Genomic DNA, 20,980 nt, shown 5'->3' with positions numbered 1-20,980 from the left:
ACCGGCCATTGAAAAATCTTTGGAATACAGTTTTGAACCGGTTCCTTTTTTCACCACATTTCCTAAAACAGCTTTGATTTTTGCAAGTGCTTCATCGGAACAGATTTTTGGATTGATAACCTGTTTATCAAATTTCTTAATGGTTTTGTTCCACTCTTTAATTTCCTTCACAAACTGAGGTTTTACCATTTCGCCGTTGTTTGCTACTGCGTTATACAACGTCAATGTTTGAAGTGGCGTTATAGAAACTCCATAACCGTATGCCATCCAAGGCAAAGCGATTGCAGACCAACCTTTTCCGCCAGGTTGTGGAATGAACGGAACTCCTTCTCCTCTAAAGGGCAATCCTAAGGGCTTGTTCAACCCTAAATTATTAAGACGATTGACGAACTGCTCCGGATTTTCTCTGTAATTTTCTTGAACAGCCTGAACTAAAACCGTGTTCGATGACAATTCAAAACCACGAGCTAACGAAATTTTTCCGTATCCTCCTTTTTTGGAATCGCGAACATGTCTTCCGTGATAAGTGATGTCTCCGCCTTTGGAATCGTATACTTTACTGGTATCAACTTTTTCATCATCTAAAAGCGCAATCAAATCGACTAATTTGAAAGTTGAACCCGGCTCGTGTGACTCGGCAACAGCGTAGTTGATGGTTTCATAATAGTTTCCGCTTTCTGCTCTTCCTAAATTGGAAATCGCTTTTATTTCGCCTGTTTTGGTTTCCATTACCACCACACAACCGTGATCGGCTTCGTAATATTCCAATTGCTTCAACAGAGCATGGTGGGCGATATCCTGAATGTAAACATCAATTGTAGAAATAATATCATAACCATCACGAGGCTCGATTTCATTGTTATCACTGATGGGTTTCCACTGATTTTTAGCAATTTTCTGCATCCAGCGACGACCGTCTTTTCCGTTCAAATATTCTCCGAAAGCACCTTCAATTCCAACACGAGTACCTTTTCCATTTTCATCAAAACGTTCGTAACCAATAGTTCTTTCTGCAATTTTTCCGATTGGATGCTCGCGGATAATTTTCTGTTCGGTTATCATTCCGCCTTTATAAGTTCCCAAATTGAAAAGTGGAAATCCTTTGATGCGCATGTATTCGGTATAGCTCAACTTGCGAGCCAATAAGTAGTAGCGGTTTTTGTTGGAACGGGCTTTACGCAATTCCGATTGAAAATAACCTGAAGGTTTCCCTAAAGCGATTGCCAAGGAATCCGATAACGGTTTTACGTTTTCTTCGAAATTCTCATCAGTAGGCGCCATAGCATCAAATCGAATCGTGTAATTAGGAATAGATGTTGCTAACAAACTTCCATCTGCCGAATACACATTCCCTTTATTCGCCGGAATCACAAAATTGCGAACCGTTCTTTGTTTGGCCAATTGGCGGTAATGATCGCCTTCAACCCACTGAATATTGGTTAGTTTGACAGTAACCGCAATAGCCATCACGAAAATCATGAAGGCTACTAAATAAATACGGTACGAGATATGTTTGTTCTCTACTGCCATAAACTTTTTAAAACACTTTTTTCTTCTTTTAAAACTCTTATTTTTTTAGGTGGAACAGATGACGGTAAAATTTGCTTCGGTTCCATCTCTCTTGAAATTGTCGATTCCATTTTGAGTTCCATCAGCTGCGAACGGCGGTCTACAAATTCGGAACGCAATTCTTTCACTTCATTGGTTAACTCTGTAATGCGATAGGTTTTTTGCTCGTATCGGTGTGAATTGGCAATCATTACCATCGCCAGTAAAATCAGAAAAACGATGAACTTCCAATTTTTAAGCGCATCGTCTTCAATCAGAAATTTTGCTTTTAATAAACTGTAAATTCCTCCTTTCATGACTATCGTTTTTCCGCTATTCGCAATTTGGCACTACGCGCTCTGTTGTTTTCTTTGATTTCTTCTTCCGTTGGAACAATCATTTTTCCGATTAATTTGAAAGGAACTTCAAAACGGCCAAAAAAATCGCGCTCCGGCTCTCCTTCAAACATCCCGTTTTTCATGAAACGCTTTACCAATCGGTCTTCTAAAGAATGATAAGAAATCACACTTAATCTTCCGCCCGGCTTCAATACTTCTAAGGATTGTTCCAAAAATTCTTTCAACACATCCATTTCCTGATTCACTTCAATACGAATCGCTTGATAAATCTGGGCTAAAATTTTATTGCTTTTATGCGCCGGCAAAAACTTCGACAACACTTTTTTTAATTGTTCTGAATTTTTGATTGGTTGCTCTTTACGAGCATTTACGATAGCGTACGCAATTCCTTTAGCGGTTGTCAATTCTCCGTATTCGGCAAAAATTCTACGCAACTCGTTTTCTTCATATTCGTTTACCACATGATAGGCACTCACTTCACTTTTCTGATTCATTCGCATATCGAGCTCCGCTTCAAATCGAGTGGAAAAACCGCGCTCCGCGACATCAAACTGGTGCGATGAAACTCCGAAATCACCTAAAATTCCATCCACTTCGCGAACGCCGTGAAAACGCAAAAAACGCTTCAGAAATCTGAAATTTTCATGAATTAACGTAAAGCGTTCATCATCTAAGACATTAGCCAAAGCATCTTCATCTTGGTCGAAAGCAAACAATTTTCCGTTCGGCCCCAAACGACGCATGATTTCTCGGGAATGTCCGCCGCCGCCGAAAGTCACATCCACGTAAATTCCGTCCGGTTTGATTTCCAAACCATCTACCGTTTCTTTCAATAATACCGGATTATGATATTCCATTGTCGTCGTCATTTAAACCTCCCATTACTTCTTCCGCCAAATCTCCAAAATCAATATCATCGTCTGAAATAGCCTGTTCGTACAAATTCTTATCCCAGATTTCCACAATATTCACTTTCGAGCTCAACACTAAATCTTTGGAAATATTTGCAAAATCAATTAAGTCTTTTGAAATCAGCAAACGTCCTGCATCGTCAATTTCGACCATCTTGACTCCAGCCATAAACTTGCGGATGAAGTCGTTGCTTTTTTTATTGAATCGGTTCAATTTGTTGATTTTCAACATCATTAAATCCCATTCCGATTTTGGCCAAAGCTCTACACATTTATCAAAAACAGAGCGCTTCAACACAAAACCTTCCTCCAAAGAAGGCAATTGCTTCTTCAGCGGAGCCGGCACCATCAGCCTTCCTTTTGCGTCGATTTTACACTCGTATGTTCCTATGATATTCGTCAAGCGAAACAGTTTTTGAATAGATTTAAAACAAAAGTACAGATTTTTTTACCACATTTTACCACAAATTCCCACTTTGTTGATAAGTTTTTATGCTTCGTGCTTTTTTAGTAGGAAAATCTGCTAATCGATTCATTTCTAATCCTTAAGTATTTTTCTGGATTTTAAAAGTTTTATTGAAGAAAGTCGAAAATTCAACAGAAAGTCATGCCTTTTTGTTGCAAAATTCTCAAAACTCTCCACAAACCGAAACAAATTCAAAACATGCTGATTATTAACAGTTTGCCAAAAACAGTAATTCAGCAGATTTAAAGATTATACCTTCACCTATATTTTCTTACCGAAAACTTCCTAATTTTAGATAAAATCATATATTTGCTTGATTTTGATATTGGATAATTATACACCAAAAACACATGTTAAAAAAAGAAGGCAAATACAACTATTTTGAAGCTGGAGAAGGGACGCCTATCATTATTTTACACGGACTTATGGGCGGTTTAAGCAACTTTGATGGAGTTGCCAATTTCTTTCCAAAACACGGCTATAAAGTTGTTATTCCTGAATTACCTCTATACACCAACAATATTTTAAAAACGAATGTTAAGGCTTTTTCGAAATTTGTAAAGGATTTTATTACCTACAAAGGCTATGAAAAAGTTATTCTTTTAGGAAATTCTTTAGGTGGACATATTGCTTTGTATCACACTAAAATGTATCCTGAAAAAATGGCTGGATTGGTTATTACCGGAAGCTCAGGTTTGTATGAAAGTGCTATGGGAGAAAGCTATCCGAAAAGAGGTGATTATGATTACATCAGAAAAAAAGCTGAAGATGTTTTTTACGATCCTGCCGTAGCGACCAAAGAGATTGTTGACGATGTTTACGCTACTGTAAATGACCGCATTAAATTATTAAAAACCCTAACGATTGCCAAAAGTGCAATTCGTCATAACATGGCTAAGGATTTACCAAAAATGACAACGCCAACGGGAATTATTTGGGGAAAGAACGACAAAGTTACACCACCTGATGTGGCTGAGGAATTCAATAAATTATTACCCAATTCTGACTTATACTGGATTGACAAATGTGGCCACGCTGCCATGATGGAACATCCGGATGAATTCAATCGCTTGATGTTGGAATGGTTAAAAAAATCGAATTTATAAACTAAGAAGTTACAGGCAACTGTAACTTTTTAAATTTTTAGATATTATGAAAATTAACACTGCCGAATTTATCATCAGTAATTCTGAGGTTAGTAAATGTCCGAATGAACCGCTTCCGGAATATGCTTTTATCGGACGTTCTAACGTTGGAAAATCGTCATTGATTAACATGCTGACCAATCATAAGAATTTGGCAAAAACATCGGCAAGACCAGGAAAAACGCAGTTAATCAATCATTTTAAAATCAATTCCAATTGGTTTTTGGTCGATTTACCAGGTTATGGTTATGCTCGTGTTTCTAAGAAAACTAAAGAGATTTTTCAGAAATTCATCACCGATTATTTCGAAAAAAGAGAACAATTGGTTTGCGCTTTTGTTTTGATTGATATTCGTCACGAAGCCCAAAAAATCGACTTGGAATTCATTACGTATTTAGGAGAATCGGGAGTTCCGTTTTGCATCATTTTCACCAAAGCCGACAAAATCAGTCGCGGGAAAATTGACCAACACGTAGCCGCTTACCGAAAAGCACTATTGGCCAACAACTGGGAAGAAATGCCACAATATTTTGTAACTTCATCCTTAGACGAAGTGGGACGCGAACCACTTTTAGCATTTATCGATCAGGTGAATCAGGATTTGTTTAAGAATAACAGTTTTTAAAAAAAGCGACCAAATGGTCGCTTTTTTTATTTCTTCAAATCAAGCTTTTCTGCAAAATAATCACAAAAATCACGCATGGTTGCAGTCATTTTTTCATCTTCTGTAGCGCGGTGATACGTATCAGCCATAGCTACCAAAGTCTGGTGAAAAAACACTTTCATTTCATCAACTGGCATATCTTTCGTCCATAAATCGATACGCAGAGTTTCCTGTTGATTACTATCCCAAATTGACAACAACATTGCTTTTGCATCTTCTGCATTAACACCGCCGTCTTTAGCAGTCCAGGAAAGCTTTTCCGGCACTCGGTTTTCGTCTAATTCTACAGTAAGTTTTATTTCGGATTTAATTGTTTTTGACATTATTTTTTAGGTTTGTATTTAGAATTATCAAATATTGTTTTGGCACCCAAAGCCATCATTTCCTGCAATTTTACGTCGTTGTTTTTCATGTACGATTTTACAATCTGCCATCCCAACCATTGACCAACGCGACCCGGTGATTCTGCATCAATTTCTAAATAAAATTTAGAATAAGGCCCTACTGAAATAAAACGCTGCATCAATTTGGTATCGGTATCGAACAACACTTTGTTCTCGATAAAATAACGCCACATTTCAGCTTCGTTTTCCTTACACCATTTGATTTGCTCTTCGGTGTATTCAATTTTAGCGGCATCTGTAGCATCAGGCAACAACATATCTTTCAGATACAATTCTTTACCGAAATACACCATTTGCGCTAATAACGTTCGATCGGTTGGTGGCGCAATTTTGCCTAACGAAAAACTCGAAACTAAATCCGGAAGCATTTGTGATGGTTCAAATCCCTGACGTTGGTATTTCGGAAATCCTTCATAATAACGATGGTCTTTTCCTAAATACGTATCCAAAGACAACAACACCAAACTATCAGCATAAATAGCTTTTGCATCGGTATCCACTTCGGAAATTAAAGTGATTACTTTCGGTGTTTTATATTCCGGATAGTAAAATTGGATGCGTTTGAACAAATCTTCCAAATCATTTTCAAAAGCGGCATTATCCGGATATTTTTTCTTCACTTCTCCGTACAATTCTTTTAAAAGCGGATTGTTCAACTTGTTGGTCCAAACGGTATCGGGATTTCCCGGCGGAAAAAAGAACGGAAAATCACTTTTCAATTGCGTTAAATCTTCCGGTTTGGATTCGTAAAATAATTTATCGAAACGCTCTATTTTCACGTTAACCTGAATATCAGCTACAGCTTCGGTCACTTTGTCTTCTTTCTTACAAGCAACGAACAAGATTCCGGCAACGAAAAGCATCATGTACTTCTTCATACGACTTTGATCAAAAATTAATATTTTTATGGCAACAAATTTGACGCAAATATACATTACAGTTTTATAAAATCTTCATAAATAACATGACAAACGCAAACACATTTCAGGCAGATAAAATCAACACACATATCGTAAACTGGCTTAAAGATTATGCAACTAACGCAAAAGTTAAAGGTTTTGTTGTGGGAATATCTGGAGGAATCGATTCTGCTTTAACCTCAACTTTATGTGCTCAAACCGGATTACCAACTTTATGTGTGGAAATGCCGATTCATCAGCATCCGTCTCAGGTTTCAAGAGGTCAGGAGCATATTGAACAACTGAAAAAGCGTTTCCCAAACGTGTCAAGTGCAATTGCTGATTTAATTCCTGTTTTTGAGGAATTTAAAACCGAGGTACCTTCTTCTGAAAACGAAAAGGCTTTAAACCTTACTTTAGCCAACACCCGAGCGCGTTTACGCATGACCACTTTATACTATTTTGCAGGGCTGAACAGTGCTTTAGTAGCCGGCACCGGAAATAAAGTGGAAGATTTTGGCGTGGGATTCTTCACCAAATACGGCGATGGCGGTGTTGATATTAGTCCTATTGCTGATTTGGTCAAAAGCGAAGTGCGATTGCTTGCCAAACACGTTGGAGTTCCTGATAGTATTTTAGCTGCGAAACCCACTGACGGCCTTTTTGGAGACGACCGTAGCGATGAAGACCAATTAGGCGCCAGCTACGACGAACTGGAAGCGGCCATGAATGCAATGGCGTCCGGAAAAACAGAAGATGACTTTGAAGGTCGAGAAAAAGAAGTCTTCAAAATCTACAAACGACTCAATACAATTAACCAACATAAGATGATTCCGATTCCGGTTTGTGATATTCCCGATGAAATGAAGTAAATTTCTGATGATTGATACTCAGTATGTTGTATTTTTTTAGTAATTTTACAGACTATTACTATTAAAAATGTACGTGAAATGATTAGAGTGTGTTTAGCAGACAACCATCCTGTGGTTCATCATGGGGTGAAATCCTACTTTAAGGACAGTTCTGTCGTGAATTTTGTAGGAGTTGTTAGTAATTTGGACGACTTGGATGAATTACTAAAGAAAAAAGCGGTTGATGTTGTTGTCTTGGATTTGGAATTAGAAGGATTGACGAGCATTAATATGGTTAAATCATTAATCAGAGAATATTCGGATAGCAAATTTATTGTATTTACCAATTTAGGAGAACAAATTTACGCTCCTAATGCACTAAAGGCCGGTATTGCTGCTTATGTTCATAAAAATTCCAAATTAGAAGATTTAGAAAACGCCATTAAAAAGGTTAACGAAGGACATGTGGTATTCAGCGATGCCGTGAAGAAAAACTTAGCATTACTGAACAAAGGCAAAAAATCAGATCGTTTGTACCGCAAACTATCTTCCAGAGAAATCGAAGTATTACGTTATTTAAGCGACGGTAAGAAAAACAAAGAAATTGCCAAGTTGCTTAATCTGAACGAAAAAACCATCAGTACGTATAAATTAAGATTACTTACAAAATTACACGTTACCAATTTGGTTGACTTGGTAAACAAAGCCAAAGCTTTAGAAATCGTTTAACTGTAACGCGACATCACGCGGCCCAATTTGGAAGAAAAAGAGTTGATTAACTTGTAGTATTCCATAGCCATGCCAAGCGTTTCAGAATTATCAGCGTCAGGCTCTGCAGAAAGTGAACCTTTCAATTCGTTGATAATTTTATCCACTAAAAACCAGCGTAAAGTCAGTATTGTTTCAGAAACGTATTGACTTACCGTCTGGTTTTTTTGTTTTACGATAATTTGTTGTGCTTCCCAGTTGTGGAGCAAATCGCGCTCTTCTTCCATTAAAATATGCGTCACTTCCTGAGCCAATTCCGGTTCTAAACGCATTAAGTACTGTTCCAGTTCGAAGGTTTCGTGTTGGTGAAAGTAATTGATCAAATCGTTATAAATTGCTCGAAACAACGGATTCGCCAATTCCACCTCATCTTCCTGCAAACTCAAATAAATACGCTGATAGACTTTATAATTGTTTTTCTCTTTGGCTTCAACGGTTTCTCCTTCTTCGTTTACTTTCAGTAACACATCTTCAAATTCTTCTTCAACAATTCCGTAAAGCAATAGAATTTCGATGATTTTACGCTCAAGTTCATAAAGCACATCGATTTTTGCTCGTTGCTCAAGGCCAACGTCTGTTTTCACAACCTCGAAAGCTTTTTGTTCGGTTTTCAGTTTTTTCCCAGCTTCAGTAATGTCTTTCTGAACCAATTGTGCCAATGTATTGAACAACACATCTTCGGAAATATCCATGATTCGAGAACATTCCTGTATGTAAATTTCGCGTTTGATTTTATCTGGAATTTTGGAAACACTCGTCACCATATCGCGAATTAGTTCCGCTTTTTTGATAGGGTCTTTTTTGGCCTCCTTCATCAATAACGATGCTTTGAACTGAATAAAATCCATTGCGTTGTCATTCAAATACGCTACTAATTCGTCATAAGGTGTTTTTTTGGCAAAACTATCCGGATCATCTCCATCAGGAAACGAACAAACTTTGACGTTCATTCCTTCTTCAAGAATCAAGTCAATTCCTCGAATGGAAGCCCGTAAACCCGCAGCATCACCGTCAAAAAGCACTGTAATATTCTTGGTCAATCGGTTCACCAAACGAATTTGGTCTGGCGTCAATGCGGTTCCCGAAGAAGCCACCACATTTTCAATTCCGGCCTGATGCAACTGAATCACATCGGTATACCCTTCCACCAAAAAGCAATTATCGAGTTTGGCAATGGCTTGTTTGGCGTGATAAATTCCGTAAAGGACTTTACTCTTATGGTAAATTTCACTTTCAGGCGAATTAAGATATTTTGCCGCTTTTTTATCATTGGTTAAAATTCGTCCACCAAAGCCCAAAACACGACCAGACATACTTTGTATCGGAAACATGACCCGGCCTTTGAAACGGTCAAATTGCTTATCATCTTTTACAATCGTTAGTCCGGTTTTGTCTAAATATTCCAGTTTATATCCTTTCCCAAGTGCTTCCATAGTGAAAGCATCCCAAGTTTCAGGGGAATATCCTAAGCCGAATTTCTCAATCGTATCTTTCGTAAAACCTCGCTCCTTAAAATAAGAATAGCCAATCGCTTTGCCTTCATCGGTATTTAGTAAAGTCGAATGAAAATATTTTTGAGCAAATTCCGAAACGAGATACATGCTTTCCTTTTCATTGGCTTCGGCTTTGGCATCGTCGCTGATCTCAGTTTCTTCAATTTCGATATTGTATTTTTTAGCCAGATACCGAATCGCTTCCGGATACGAAAAATGCTCGTGTTCCATTAAGAACGTAACCGCATTTCCACCTTTTCCGGAACTGAAGTCTTTCCAAATCTGTTTCACAGGCGAAACCATGAACGATGGTGATTTTTCATTCGAAAACGGACTCAAGCCTTTTAGGTTACTTCCAGCACGTTTCAACTGAACGAAATCGCCAATAACCTCCTCAACTCGGGCGGTTTCAAATACGGTTTCTATGGTGTTCTGTGAAATCATTTTCAGTGGAAAGTTCCAAAGATACAAAGTTCTTGATTCTAAAATTCACATATTTATTTTTCATCAACTTATCTGAATCAATCATTTTTAAATTTTAACCCTTATTTTTATGGCTGATTTAAAAAACTAAGCAATCGTATGCTTTTCAATAAAATTGAATTTGCCTTTTTTTTCTCAACAGTTTTTTTACTGTATTGGTATGTTTTCAATAAACAACTAAAGCGCCAAAATCAATTTTTATTACTTGTCAGTCTGTTTTTCTTTGGTTGTTTTGACTGGCGTTTTTTAGGGCTTTTGTCGTTTTCAATTGTATTGGATTTTACAATCGCACATAAAATCTTCAATTCGGCAAATCATAAAAAAACATGGCTTTGGATTTCTATAATCGCCAACTTGTGTTTTTTAGGGTTTTTCAAATATTTCAATTTCTTTCTGGACAGTTTTACTGATTTAACAAGCCTTTTAGGGTTTATGTCCAACACCTGGTCTTTAAAAATCATCTTACCTGTCGGAATATCTTTCTACACTTTTCACGGTTTGTCTTATGTTATTGACGTGTACAACAGCAAAATAAAACCAGTAAAAAGTTTAACCGATTATTCGTTATTTGTAAGCTTCTTCCCTTTACTGGTTGCAGGACCGATAGAAAGAGCCACACATTTGCTACCTCAAATACAAAAGAAAAGAAATTTCGACTACACCAAATCAGTTGATGGTTTAAGACAAATTTTATGGGGCTTGGTAAAGAAAATTGTAATTGCTGACAATTGCGCTTTTTACGTCAATGAAGTTTTTGAAAACCCATCCGATTTCTCCGGAAGCTCGCTTGTTGTTGCAGCGATTTTGTTTTCATTTCAGATTTATGGTGATTTTTCAGGGTATTCCGATATTGCTTTAGGAACTGCCAGATTGCTAGGTTTTGAATTGTTACAAAATTTCTCATTCCCCTATTTTTCCAGAAACATAGCTGAATTTTGGCGTCGTTGGCACATTTCCTTATCCAGTTGGTTTCGAGATTATGTTTATATTCCGTTAGGCGGATCGAAAGGTTCCAAATACCAAAGCATTCGCAATGTTTTCATCATCTTTCTTTTAAGCGGATTTTGGCATGGTGCCAACTGGACTTTCCTTTTTTGGGGATTGCTTCATGCACTTTATTTTATTCCGCTGCTGATAACCAATAAAAACCGTAATTTTTTATCATTTTCAGACAATACTACATTTAAATCATTATTACAGATAACCATAACTTTTTCGCTAGTTACTTTTGCCTGGATTTTCTTCAGAGCAGAATCGCTTACTGCCGCATGGAACTATATAACCCTTTTATTTTCAAGTAGTTTATTCTCTGTACCTGAAATCTTTCCGAAGACCGTTATTGGATACATCGTCTTATTTATCATGATAGAATGGTTCGGAAGAAACAACGCTTATGCCATTGAAAAATTTGTTTTTGGCTGGAAAAGAATTTATCGAATCAGCTTTTATTCCTTGATTGCGCTAATCATTCTTTACTATTACGGGAAAGATTTCGAATTCATCTATTTTCAATTTTAAATGAAGATTCTTTTAAAAAAAATATTCCTGTTTGTATTGCCTTTTATCGGCATCTTCCTTTTTATTGAAGGCTTTTATCGATTTGTCCCTAACGATTATACTAAAAAGCGGGATTTAATCGAACACAAAAAGGATACGACAGAAGTACTGATTTTTGGCAATTCTCATCCATTTTACGGCTTAAACCCAAAATATTTTAACAAACCCACTTTCAACTTATCGTATGTGAGTCAAACCATCTATTTTGACAAATTGCTCTTTGACAAACACATTGACAAATTTAAAAATGTTGATTGTGTAATTCTTCATATTGAATATACTAGCTTAAGTGAGGTAATTAATACCGATGAAAACAACTGGAGAAAATATTACTATGAAAGCTACATGAATCTTGAAGTTCCTTCTATTGTTAAATATGATCCAACCAGACTGTTTCTTTCATCAACAAGAAACTTCAACAATAACATTAAAATATTGTCCCGTTTTTGTATGGACGGAACCCTTGTAAACTGTGACGAAAACGGATTTGGCATCAATTATACTCCAGAAGAAAAGCAACTCATCTCGAAAGAAGAAGCTCAAAAAAGAGTCAATTCTGTAGAAGATCATTTAATGGATTTTACCGACAACACTCTTCGAATTCAAGCCATAATTGATGCGTGCAAAAAAAGAAACATTGAAGTAGTATTGCTAACACTTCCTGTTACCGATTATTTTTCTGAAAATGTCAATCAGGAGAAACTTGCTAAAATCATTAAAACCTGTAACTCTTTAACGGAAAACAATGAAAATGTAAGCTATCTGAACTTATTTAAAGACAACCGATTTTCCAACGCCGATTTCTATGATTCCGATCATTTACATACCAACGGAGCCATCAAAAGTTCAAAAATTGTAAATCAGTTTGTTAATGGCATTCTTCAAAATAAAAAAAGACAGCTCTAAATAAAGCTGCCTTTAAAAACGTATGTATAACTAACCAAATTAATTCAAGTCGAAACGGATTCCCAAGGAAATGTTGTTCTGATCGATCGCGTTGTTTTTAAACAATGGATTCAAATCATATTTTACGTATAAACTGGTTTGCCCCCATCCGATGTAAGAACTCACACCGTATACAAAATCATTGGTATTGAAATTTCCTTTTTCTTTTACGGTATAATCGTGTCCGTTGTCATCATATTTCAAAATCTGTTTGGATTTAATATTGAATCCGGCAAATCCACCAATTCCAAATCGAAAACTTTCATGCGTTCTGAAATAAGTTTTTGTACCGTCTTTTGATGTTTTTTTCGGTGAAAAATCAAATTCCAGATGCACCGGAAATACCAAATTCACATTTCTGAATCTTGAATCTTTCAGATTGATTCCCGAAGTCACTAAATCGGTTTGATCTCCATTTTCCACAAAATAACGATTATCCGTTGGGCGCAGATTGTTGTACATCAAAGACAAACCATATTTTGCGTGCAATAAGTTATGGTTTTTAGCCAAACGCGTGTTCCAAGAAATTCCCCATTCATAGAAATGTGAACCCCAATAACGGTAATCTGAATGTGCCACTGCACCATCGGTTACCAAGTTATTTACACCAGCCGCAAAAACAAACTGCGAAGTGGTTCTTCTTTCTTCCTGCTCTTTTTCTCTATCTTTCACACGTACTCCGGAAGTTCCAAACATAATCGAATAGCGTCCTTTTTTAAGCGTATCTTTTGATGTTTCCTGAATTTTTCCTTCTACTTTTTCCTGCACCAAATCATTCAATTTTGCTTGTTCCAAAGCTACTCGGTCTTCAATGTTTTTAGAGTGAAGATTTGCCGCGTCTATTTTCTGCTGATCGGCTTGCTCCTGTGAAATTGTCTTGTTGTCCAATTCTACATTAATGGCATCTACTTTATCTTTCAATGCCTGCTTTTCTTCTTTGGTAATCGTTTCAATATTCTGAGCGATGATTTTAGCACGTTGCTCAAACGTTTCTTGCGCTGTTAACTTGCTCACAAAAAGGCATAAGGTTACCGCTACATAAAAAATAATTTTCTGCATGATTAAAAATTTTAACTGTTCGATTTTTGATTGTTTACTCGTAATTTCTATTGGCTACCGCAGTTTTTACGGCTTCAAATTTCTTTTGGATTTTATCGAATTTGGTTTCTCTGAATTCCTGATTCAATTCACCTTCTACAGCTGATAAAAGGGAACTGGCATTTACTTTTACTTTTGGTTTTTCCTTAGTTGCATCAACAGAAGCTAACATCGATTCTGGTGAAATGCTTACTTTTTGAACTTCTTCTGTAGTTACTTTCTCTTCAACAGTAACTTCCTGTTTTGCAAAATGTTGAGGCGCAATTTTCACGACAACTTTTTCTTTCTGAACAGATTTGTTTTCAGCAACCGCTTCCTGAACCGGAACAGATTTCACAATATCATTATTCCCACTGACATCTATTCCATTTTCAGAAGGCTCAACCGTAACTACATCATTATTTGACATTGGAATTTCAACATTGCTTTCCGTTTCCTGATTCATCAAAAACAGACCTACTCCCAAAAAAAACACCACGCTTGCCGCTATATGCAGCCAACGGAAATTGCGTTTTGGTTTTTTATTTTCCGCTATCGAAAGCATTGCATCCAATCTGTCCCAAGCAGCATCGGAAGGCTGAATCTCCCTTGCGTTGAGTTTTTTTCTGAACTCTTCTTCCATTTTATTCGGTTCCATACTCATAGTTCTTTTGTTTGTTAATTTGATTTTGAAGCATTTTTCGGGCGTGCGACAATTGTGATTTTGATGTTCCTTCGCTAATTCCTAACATTTCGGCGATTTCCTGATGTTTGTACCCTTCGATTGCATAGAGGTTGAACACCATGCGATAGCCATCCGGTAGACTGTCAATTAAAAACTGAATATCTTCCACCGAAAATTGGCTTTCAATATTATTGGAACGTTCTTCAAAAAAAGTTTCGTCTTCTGTAAATTTTACCTGTTTCTGAACTCGTAAAAATGAAATGCTTTCATTGACCATAATCCGGCGAATCCAACCTTCAAAACTGCCTTTATGTTCGAAATTTTTCAGATTAGAAAACACTTTCATAAAAGCCGTAATCATAATGTCTTCCGCCTGATGAACATCTTTAACATATTGTCGGCACACACTTAACATTTTGGGAGCGAACTGCGAATAAATCTTGTGTTGCGCGTGCCGATTGTTCTCGAGCGCCAACTGTATGATTTCTTTTTCGTCCTGATGTAAGTTAATAACCTTCATTACATTTTTATTTCAAAGTCTGAATTATAAACCGACTTCTATTAGCATAGACGATTGAAGTTTAAAAAAGGTTGTATGGACATGAAAAAAAATTAAATTTTTCTTTCAATCACGTAATTCACCATTAAAACTAAGGCTTCTTTATATGGAGAATCGGGGAAGTTTTGAATAAGTTGTAAAGCTTCCTGCTGGAAAGCAATCATTTTTTGTTCGGCGTAACCCAATCCGTTTTTGTCTTTTACGAACTGAATCACCTCGCGAACGCGTTTTTTGTCTTTGTTGTGGTTTTTAACCGAATTGATGACCCAACTTTTCTCTTTAGGCGTACAATTGTTCAAAGCATAAATTAACGGCAAGGTCATTTTTTGCTCTTTGATGTCGATTCCGGTAGGTTTTCCGATAGCATCGTCGGTATAATCGAACAAATCGTCTTTAATCTGAAACGCCATTCCGATTAATTCACCGAATTTACGCATGCGTTCCACGGTTTCTTTATCTTCCGGATTTACGGCGCAAGCACCAAGGGAACAACATGCCGCAATTAACGTTGCCGTTTTCTGACGGATGATTTCGTAATACACATCTTCGGTAATATCGAGTCGACGAGCTTTTTCAATCTGAAGTAATTCGCCTTCACTCATCTCACGAACGGCTACGGAAATAATCTTTAGTAAATCGAAATCGTTGTTATCAATAGAAAGCAGTAAACCTTTAGAAAGCAGAAAATCGCCAACCAAAACGGCAATTTTGTTTTTCCACAACGCATTGATGGAGAAAAAACCACGACGTTTGTTGCTGTCATCGACTACATCATCATGAACTAAAGTTGCCGTATGAATCAGTTCAATTACGGAAGCACCGCGATACGTTCTGTCGTTTACTGTTCCGCCTGAAACCATTTTTGCGGTAAGAAAAACAAACATTGGACGCATTTGTTTCCCTTTTCGATTGACAATATAATGGGTGATTCGGTTTAAAAGTGCCACTTTGGAAGACATTGCTAACTGAAACTTCTTTTCGAAAAGTTCCATTTCAAAGGCAATCGGCGCTTTTATTTTTTCCGTGATTTTCATGTGGTTCAAATATAGCGAAAATCCATAACGAAAACTATTGCTTTACGCTTCTTTATTCGCCAGCTGACCACAGGCCGCATCGATGTCTTTTCCGCGACTGCGACGCACTTTTACCACGATATCGTTTCGCTCTAAGGCAAAAATATAATCTTCAATGGCTTTTTGAGATGCTTGTTGGAATTGCCCGTCATCAATCGGATTGTATTCGATTAAATTGACTTTACACGGCACATATTTGCAGAATTTCACCAAAGCGTCAATGGATTTTTTATCATCGTTGATGCCTTTCCAAACCACATATTCGTAGGTAACTTTGCTTTTGGTTTTTTTGTACCAATATTCCAAAGCTTCACGCAATTCGTTTAACGGAAAACTTTTGGTAAATGGCATGATGTCATTTCGGATTTCTTCAATCGCAGAATGCAGGGAAACGGCTAATTTGAATTTTACTTCGTCATCGGCCATCTTCTTAATCATTTTGGAAACTCCCGAAGTAGAAACCGTGATTCTTTTCGGCGACATACCCAATCCTTCTGGAGAAGTAATTTTCTCAATCGCTTTCATCACATTCGGGTAGTTCATCAGCGGTTCGCCCATACCCATGAAAACGATGTTGGATAGCGGTCTGTCGTAATACAAACGGCTTTCATTGTCAATCGCGGCTACCTGATCGTAAATCTCATCCGGATTCAAGTTTCGCATACGTTTCAAACGAGCAGTCGCACAGAAATTACAATCCAAACTACAACCAACCTGACTCGAAACACAAGCTGTTGTTCTGGTTTCGGTAGGAATCAAAACGGATTCGACAATCAAATCGTCATGCAAACGAACAGCATTTTTCACGGTTCCGTCTGAACTACGCTGCATTGTATCGACCTTAATATGGTTGATGACGAAATTCGCTTCCAACATATCACGTGTGTGTTTGGAAATGTTGGTCATGTCCTCAAATTTATGGGCGCGTTTCTGCCACAACCATTCGTACACTTGATTCCCTCGAAAAGCTTTATCACCATTCGTCACAAAAAAATCACGTAATTGTTCCTTCGTTAAAGCGCGTATGTCTTTTTTCTCCGTTTGCATGGCGCAAAGTTAGTTACAATTTGTGGATTTGGTTATTGGGATATTTGTAATTTTGTAAAAAATCAGTTTATGCACTTTATATCCGAAGCTTTAGAAGACTATGTAGCGCTGCATTCCGAGAATGAACCAGAGTTATTGGCACGTTTGAATAAAGAAACCCATCAGAAAATTTTACAACCCAGAATGTTGAGCGGGCATTTTCAGGGACGATTTCTGAGTATGATTTCTAAACTAACAAGACCTTCAGCGATTTTGGAAATCGGAACTTACACTGGTTATGCAGCATTATGTTTAGCCGAAGGTTTAACCGAAAACGGCACTTTGGATACGATTGACAACAACGAAGAACTATACGATTTTCAGCGTAAATATTTTGACGAATCGGCTTGGGGAAAACAAATTCAGCAACATTTGGGAAGTGCTTTAGACATCATTCCGACCTTGAATAAAAAATTCGATTTGGTTTTTATTGATGCGGACAAGGAAAACTACATCAACTATTTCAATATGATTGTTCCAATGATGAACAAAGGCGGATTGATTTTATCCGACAATGTACTTTGGAGCGGCAAAGTTTTAGAAGAGGTAAAAGCTAACGACAAAAGCACCAAAGTTCTACTGGAATACAACGAATTACTAAAAAACGACACTAGAGTAGAAACCGTTTTACTACCGATTCGTGATGGTTTGACGATGAGTAGAGTTCTATAAAAACAAAATCCCGACTACAATCGGGATTTTTTATATCAAATACTTTCAGGAAAATATTTCTTTCTGAAATAGCTGTAAAGTTTAAAGAAAATGAATCCCGAAACTGCTCCAAAAACATAACCCGAAAGAATATCTGTCGGAAAATGCAGTCCCAAATAAATACGACTGTAAGCGAATATCAACGGGAATAAAAACAGTAAAAAGGCGTATCGGTAATATTTTTTCAGAATTAAATACACAAACATTGTTGCTGCAGTTGAATTCATAGCATGACCTGAAAAATAGCTAAAGGTGTCGCTGGATTTCACGATTCGGATGACATCTTTGATTTCCAAATCGTTACACGGACGCAAACGCTGCACACTATTCTTTACTAAATTGGTAAGCTGATCGGTAAAAACCATCATCAATGCAATGGAAACCAAAATTAGCAACAAATGCTTCCAACCTAATTTTTTAAATAAAAGATAAAATATCACTAAGAAAAAAGGCGTCCAGTGCAATTGTTTTGTAATCAAAAGCCACATTCCATCAAAAGATTCTGAACCCAATCCGTTGAGAAAAACGAAAAGCTCTTTATCGAGTTGAATGATTTTTTCCAGCATTACATTTGGCGTTTAATCGGTCCGGTCATGTCTTCGATATCTTCTTTGGCTTTGTCGATTTCTTTGGTGATATCAGAAGTCAAATCGAGCTGATTCATCGGGTTTAAATCTTTGATATCGTTAATTTCGGCACTTTTCTGAATTTCACTTTTGATATCGTTGGTCGCATTTTTAATCTCAGCCATTCCTTTACCCAACATACGGGCAATATCCGGAATCTTATCCGAACCGAACAACATCAGTGCTACAACGATAATCAGGAAAATTTCTCCGCCTCCTATTCCAAACATAATGGTAATCTGGTTATTATTTGCAAGATTGCAAAGTTACAAAGTTTTCGAAATGAAATTGTTATTAAAAACTAAAAAGACCGCTGCTTGAACGGTCTTTTGTTATTATTTCCCTTGTGACAATTCGTCAAATTTGGATTTCGCTTCTTCTTTTGGCCAAACATTGTTGGTTACATCAATATCGGCGGTTTCCAGTTTTGGATCCAATTGAATTTTCTTCACCGGTTTTTCGGTTGCGAAAACGCGTTTTGCCGTATCATTCCCTTTTCTCCAGATTTGGACTGGGAAATGGTGATTTTCTTTGGTTCCGTCTTCAAACTGTAATTCTACGATAATCGGCATCATCATTCCGCCGGGTTTGTCGAATTCGACTTCGTAAAAATATTTTGGAGCTTTTAATTCTTTTTTCTCTTCCGAAGAAAGTTTTGCCGTGTATTCGCTCAATAATTTTACATCTTTAATTTCAAGCGGTTTTTTCATATCAGATTTAAAATCTTCCGCGGATTCTGAAACCATGTACACCATTGGCTGCGCATCACTGATTTTTCTTCCTCTGCGGTTGAATTGCTCCGTTACCTGTTTGGTAGGATTTTCGGTTACGAAATATTGTTTTACATCTTTGATACCGATATCTACATAATCTGTGGAATAAAACCAACCTCTCCAAAACCAGTCTAAATCTACTGCCGATGCGTCTTCCATCGTTCTGAAGAAATCTTCCGGCGTTGGATGCTTGAATTTCCAACGCTGTGCATAAGTTCTGAAAGCGTGGTCAAACAAATCGTGTCCCATAATCGTTTCACGTAAAATATTCAGTCCGGTTGCGGGTTTCGAATACCCATTCGCTCCGAAATTATAAATCGTTTCCGAGTTCGACATGATTGGTTCTAAATACTTTTGATCACCACTCATGTACGGTACAATTTTAGCAGCAGGTCCGCGACTTGACGGGAAATTTTTATCCCAACTTTGTTCGGTTAAATATTCCAAAAAGGTATTCAATCCTTCGTCCATCCAAGTCCATTGGCGCTCGTCGGAATTGACAATCATCGGGAAAAAATTGTGCCCAACTTCGTGGATGATTACACCCATCATACCATATTTGATGCGGTCGCTGATGAAACCGTTTTCGTCCGGACGTCCGTAATTCCAACAAATCATTGGATATTCCATTCCCTGATCTTCGGCTGAAATTGAAACGGCTTTCGGATACGGATAATCGAAAGTATAACTCGAGTAACTTTTTAAAGTATGTGCCACAACTCTAGTCGAATAATCCCCCCACAAAGGATTCGCTTCCGGTGGATAACACGAAATCGCCATCACTGATTTTCCATTTGCTAATTTCACGGCCATCGCATCGTAGATAAATTTTCTGGATGTTGAAAAACCAAAATCACGTACATTGGCAGCTTTGAATTTCCAGGTTTTCTTTTTATCAGAGAAGCCTTTGGTGGCTGCTTCAGCCTCAGATTGCGTCACTACAACAATCGGTTTATCATACGTAGATTCTGCTAATTGGTATCGTTTTACTTGTTCCGAGGTAAATACTTCGCTTCGGTTTTGCAAAACTCCAGTTCCCTCCATAACGTGGTCTGCCGGAACTGTGATGTTCACTTCAAAATTTCCGAATGGTAAAGCAAATTCTCCCGAACCCCAAAACTGCATGTTTTGCCAGCCTTCCACATCGCTGTATACCGCCATTCTCGGATAAAACTGTGCGATTACGTATAAATTATTTCCGTCTTTATCAAAATGCTCATATCCGGAACGACCGCCGTCCACCATGTAATTGTTGATGTTGTACCACCATTTTATGGAAAAGGACACTTTTTCACCTTTCTTTAGTGGTGTATCCAAATCAATACGCATCATGGTTTGGTTGATGGTATATTTCATTGGATTGCCTTTGGCGTCTTTTACATATTCGATATTAAAACCACCGTTGAAAGAAGGCTCCATGAATTTTTTAGCAAAACCTCCCGGAGACATTGCGCCATCAATTCGTTCATTTTGCACCAAACCGGATTGACCGCCACGCTTTTTCTGATTCTGATCTAGCTGAACCCACAAATACGTCAATGTTTCTGGAGAATTATTGGTATAGGTAACGGTTTCTTTACCATTTAAACGCGTGTTTTTATCATCTAGCTCGATATCCATTTTATAATCGGCTTGTTGCTGATAATAGGCTGGTCCTGGTGCTCCTGATGCTGTGCGATACGAATTGGGTGTCGCCATTTCATGGTACATCTGACTGAATTTATTGTTGTCATAATGCCCTGATTCGCGTTTCTTTTCCGTGGGTTTTGTGTCCTGAGCCAAAGCAATGAAAGGCATCGCTAAAGCAGCTAACGAAAAAACGGATACAGATTTTTTCATATATATATTGTTGTTTGGTTGTTTGTCTAAAATTCAACTTGTCCATCCGGTTCACTAT

22 protein-coding genes are annotated in these 20,980 nt (G+C 37.5%); 7 read left to right on the top strand and 15 right to left on the bottom strand.

The features are described 5' to 3' along the window. The 4 genes from RUH60_RS10235 to mraZ all read right to left on the bottom strand — a co-directional run. Positions 1-1,530: penicillin-binding transpeptidase domain-containing protein (locus tag RUH60_RS10235; protein WP_313807999.1), on the bottom strand; the 1,530-nt coding region annotated here is incomplete at its 3' end. Further along, positions 1,521-1,865 carry an FtsL-like putative cell division protein gene (locus RUH60_RS10230; protein ID WP_313807998.1) on the bottom strand — a complete coding sequence of 115 codons (345 nt, stop codon included), beginning with the start codon at positions 1,863-1,865 and terminating at the stop codon, positions 1,521-1,523. The genes RUH60_RS10230 and RUH60_RS10235, both read right to left, overlap by 10 nt. Positions 1,866-1,867: 2 nt before the next feature. Beyond that, the gene (gene rsmH, locus RUH60_RS10225; RefSeq protein ID WP_313807996.1) at positions 1,868-2,776 is read right to left on the bottom strand and encodes a 16S rRNA (cytosine(1402)-N(4))-methyltransferase RsmH; all 909 of its coding nucleotides are present in this window, start codon (positions 2,774-2,776) and stop codon (positions 1,868-1,870) included. Next, on the bottom strand, positions 2,751-3,221 hold the full coding sequence (gene mraZ, locus RUH60_RS10220) for a division/cell wall cluster transcriptional repressor MraZ (protein WP_313807994.1): 471 nt from the start codon (positions 3,219-3,221) through the stop codon (positions 2,751-2,753). Before mraZ ends, rsmH begins: the two co-directional genes overlap by 26 nt. A 413-nt stretch (positions 3,222-3,634) precedes the next feature. Here mraZ and RUH60_RS10215 point away from each other — a divergent pair, with 413 nt between their 5' ends. Together RUH60_RS10215 and yihA are read left to right on the top strand one after the other, a co-directional pair. After that, positions 3,635-4,390 (top strand): alpha/beta hydrolase, encoded by a 756-nt coding sequence (locus RUH60_RS10215; RefSeq protein WP_313807992.1) that lies wholly within the window; start codon positions 3,635-3,637, stop codon positions 4,388-4,390. A gap of 46 nt (positions 4,391-4,436) precedes the next feature. Then, positions 4,437-5,054 carry a ribosome biogenesis GTP-binding protein YihA/YsxC gene (yihA, locus tag RUH60_RS10210; RefSeq protein ID WP_313807991.1) on the top strand — a complete coding sequence of 206 codons (618 nt, stop codon included), beginning with the start codon at positions 4,437-4,439 and terminating at the stop codon, positions 5,052-5,054. 26 nt (positions 5,055-5,080) lie between these two features. On the opposite strand, the gene gldC is transcribed toward yihA, so the two are convergent. Next, entirely contained in the window at positions 5,081-5,416 is a 336-nt protein-coding gene (gene gldC / locus RUH60_RS10205) for a gliding motility protein GldC (RefSeq protein ID WP_313807989.1), read from the bottom strand. Beyond that, on the bottom strand, positions 5,416-6,375 hold the full coding sequence (gene gldB / locus RUH60_RS10200) for a gliding motility lipoprotein GldB (RefSeq protein WP_313807987.1): 960 nt from the start codon (positions 6,373-6,375) through the stop codon (positions 5,416-5,418). The genes gldC and gldB overlap by 1 nt, the downstream gene beginning before the upstream one ends. A gap of 86 nt (positions 6,376-6,461) precedes the next feature. On the opposite strand from gldB, the gene nadE reads away from it, so the two are divergent. After that, complete coding sequence (gene nadE, locus RUH60_RS10195) at positions 6,462-7,268, top strand: NAD(+) synthase (protein WP_313807985.1); 807 nt, start codon at positions 6,462-6,464, stop codon at positions 7,266-7,268. A gap of 78 nt (positions 7,269-7,346) precedes the next feature. Then, complete coding sequence (locus tag RUH60_RS10190) at positions 7,347-7,976, top strand: response regulator transcription factor (protein WP_313807983.1); 630 nt, start codon at positions 7,347-7,349, stop codon at positions 7,974-7,976. On the opposite strand, the gene dnaG is transcribed toward RUH60_RS10190, so the two are convergent. Further along, positions 7,973-9,952 carry a DNA primase gene (dnaG, locus tag RUH60_RS10185; protein ID WP_313807981.1) on the bottom strand — a complete coding sequence of 660 codons (1,980 nt, stop codon included), beginning with the start codon at positions 9,950-9,952 and terminating at the stop codon, positions 7,973-7,975. The genes RUH60_RS10190 and dnaG overlap by 4 nt on opposite strands. A 138-nt stretch (positions 9,953-10,090) precedes the next feature. Between dnaG and RUH60_RS10180 the strand changes: the two genes are divergently transcribed. Together RUH60_RS10180 and RUH60_RS10175 are read left to right on the top strand one after the other, a co-directional pair. Next, entirely contained in the window at positions 10,091-11,509 is a 1,419-nt protein-coding gene (locus tag RUH60_RS10180) for an MBOAT family O-acyltransferase (protein ID WP_313807978.1), read from the top strand. Next, positions 11,510-12,454: a D-alanyl-lipoteichoic acid biosynthesis protein DltD gene (locus tag RUH60_RS10175; protein WP_313807977.1), complete on the top strand. Its 945-nt coding sequence runs from the start codon at positions 11,510-11,512 to the stop codon at positions 12,452-12,454. Positions 12,455-12,493: 39 nt separating this feature from the next. Here RUH60_RS10175 and RUH60_RS10170 read toward each other — a convergent pair whose 3' ends face one another. From RUH60_RS10170 to rlmN, 5 genes are all read right to left on the bottom strand, one after another. Next, positions 12,494-13,552: a hypothetical protein gene (locus tag RUH60_RS10170; RefSeq protein WP_313807975.1), complete on the bottom strand. Its 1,059-nt coding sequence runs from the start codon at positions 13,550-13,552 to the stop codon at positions 12,494-12,496. Positions 13,553-13,586: 34 nt separating this feature from the next. Beyond that, on the bottom strand, positions 13,587-14,228 hold the full coding sequence (locus tag RUH60_RS10165) for a hypothetical protein (protein ID WP_313807973.1): 642 nt from the start codon (positions 14,226-14,228) through the stop codon (positions 13,587-13,589). Next, complete coding sequence (locus RUH60_RS10160; RefSeq protein ID WP_313807971.1) at positions 14,215-14,775, bottom strand: RNA polymerase sigma factor; 561 nt, start codon at positions 14,773-14,775, stop codon at positions 14,215-14,217. Before RUH60_RS10160 ends, RUH60_RS10165 begins: the two co-directional genes overlap by 14 nt. 92 nt (positions 14,776-14,867) lie before the next feature. Further along, entirely contained in the window at positions 14,868-15,848 is a 981-nt protein-coding gene (locus tag RUH60_RS10155) for a polyprenyl synthetase family protein (protein ID WP_313807969.1), read from the bottom strand. A 42-nt stretch (positions 15,849-15,890) separates the two neighbouring features. After that, complete coding sequence (gene rlmN / locus RUH60_RS10150) at positions 15,891-16,934, bottom strand: 23S rRNA (adenine(2503)-C(2))-methyltransferase RlmN (protein ID WP_313807967.1); 1,044 nt, start codon at positions 16,932-16,934, stop codon at positions 15,891-15,893. A gap of 69 nt (positions 16,935-17,003) precedes the next feature. On the opposite strand from rlmN, the gene RUH60_RS10145 reads away from it, so the two are divergent. Continuing rightward, a complete protein-coding gene (locus RUH60_RS10145; RefSeq protein WP_313807965.1) occupies positions 17,004-17,645 on the top strand; it encodes an O-methyltransferase in 642 nt (213 codons plus the stop codon). A 35-nt stretch (positions 17,646-17,680) separates the two neighbouring features. Here the strand turns inward: RUH60_RS10145 and RUH60_RS10140 are convergent, their stop codons facing one another. The 3 genes from RUH60_RS10140 to RUH60_RS10130 all read right to left on the bottom strand — a co-directional run bounded on the left by RUH60_RS10140 (position 17,681) and on the right by RUH60_RS10130 (position 20,922). Beyond that, entirely contained in the window at positions 17,681-18,250 is a 570-nt protein-coding gene (locus RUH60_RS10140) for a phosphatase PAP2 family protein (RefSeq protein WP_313807963.1), read from the bottom strand. After that, positions 18,250-18,540 (bottom strand): twin-arginine translocase TatA/TatE family subunit, encoded by a 291-nt coding sequence (locus RUH60_RS10135; RefSeq protein ID WP_313807961.1) that lies wholly within the window; start codon positions 18,538-18,540, stop codon positions 18,250-18,252. The genes RUH60_RS10140 and RUH60_RS10135 overlap by 1 nt, the downstream gene beginning before the upstream one ends. A gap of 105 nt (positions 18,541-18,645) precedes the next feature. After that, a complete protein-coding gene (locus RUH60_RS10130) occupies positions 18,646-20,922 on the bottom strand; it encodes a M1 family metallopeptidase (RefSeq protein WP_409559660.1) in 2,277 nt (758 codons plus the stop codon). Positions 20,923-20,980 lie beyond the last annotated feature (58 nt).

The organism is Flavobacterium sp. (assembly GCF_032153895.1).
Taxonomy (GTDB): Bacteria; Bacteroidota; Bacteroidia; order Flavobacteriales; family Flavobacteriaceae; genus Flavobacterium.
Note: the sequence above shows the minus strand (reverse complement) of the source record. Positions and strands in the feature narration are given on the sequence as shown.

Coding starts and splice junctions, on each gene's coding strand:
- RUH60_RS10140 (WP_313807963.1), bottom strand. CDS start 18,250: ATGCTGGAAAAAATCATTCAACTCGATAAAGAGCTTTTCGTTTTTCTC.
- RUH60_RS10170 (WP_313807975.1), bottom strand. CDS start 13,552: ATGCAGAAAATTATTTTTTATGTAGCGGTAACCTTATGCCTTTTTGTG.
- RUH60_RS10215 (WP_313807992.1), top strand. CDS start 3,635: ATGTTAAAAAAAGAAGGCAAATACAACTATTTTGAAGCTGGAGAAGGG.
- RUH60_RS10180 (WP_313807978.1), top strand. CDS start 10,091: ATGCTTTTCAATAAAATTGAATTTGCCTTTTTTTTCTCAACAGTTTTT.
- rsmH (WP_313807996.1), bottom strand. CDS start 2,776: ATGACGACGACAATGGAATATCATAATCCGGTATTATTGAAAGAAACG.
- RUH60_RS10190 (WP_313807983.1), top strand. CDS start 7,347: ATGATTAGAGTGTGTTTAGCAGACAACCATCCTGTGGTTCATCATGGG.
- gldB (WP_313807987.1), bottom strand. CDS start 6,375: ATGAAGAAGTACATGATGCTTTTCGTTGCCGGAATCTTGTTCGTTGCT.
- RUH60_RS10160 (WP_313807971.1), bottom strand. CDS start 14,775: ATGAAGGTTATTAACTTACATCAGGACGAAAAAGAAATCATACAGTTG.
- RUH60_RS10135 (WP_313807961.1), bottom strand. CDS start 18,540: ATGTTTGGAATAGGAGGCGGAGAAATTTTCCTGATTATCGTTGTAGCA.
- gldC (WP_313807989.1), bottom strand. CDS start 5,416: ATGTCAAAAACAATTAAATCCGAAATAAAACTTACTGTAGAATTAGAC.
- RUH60_RS10155 (WP_313807969.1), bottom strand. CDS start 15,848: ATGAAAATCACGGAAAAAATAAAAGCGCCGATTGCCTTTGAAATGGAA.
- RUH60_RS10130 (WP_409559660.1), bottom strand. CDS start 20,922: ATGAAAAAATCTGTATCCGTTTTTTCGTTAGCTGCTTTAGCGATGCCT.
- RUH60_RS10175 (WP_313807977.1), top strand. CDS start 11,510: ATGAAGATTCTTTTAAAAAAAATATTCCTGTTTGTATTGCCTTTTATC.
- dnaG (WP_313807981.1), bottom strand. CDS start 9,952: ATGATTTCACAGAACACCATAGAAACCGTATTTGAAACCGCCCGAGTT.
- RUH60_RS10145 (WP_313807965.1), top strand. CDS start 17,004: ATGCACTTTATATCCGAAGCTTTAGAAGACTATGTAGCGCTGCATTCC.
- yihA (WP_313807991.1), top strand. CDS start 4,437: ATGAAAATTAACACTGCCGAATTTATCATCAGTAATTCTGAGGTTAGT.
- RUH60_RS10165 (WP_313807973.1), bottom strand. CDS start 14,228: ATGGAACCGAATAAAATGGAAGAAGAGTTCAGAAAAAAACTCAACGCA.
- RUH60_RS10230 (WP_313807998.1), bottom strand. CDS start 1,865: ATGAAAGGAGGAATTTACAGTTTATTAAAAGCAAAATTTCTGATTGAA.
- rlmN (WP_313807967.1), bottom strand. CDS start 16,934: ATGCAAACGGAGAAAAAAGACATACGCGCTTTAACGAAGGAACAATTA.
- nadE (WP_313807985.1), top strand. CDS start 6,462: ATGACAAACGCAAACACATTTCAGGCAGATAAAATCAACACACATATC.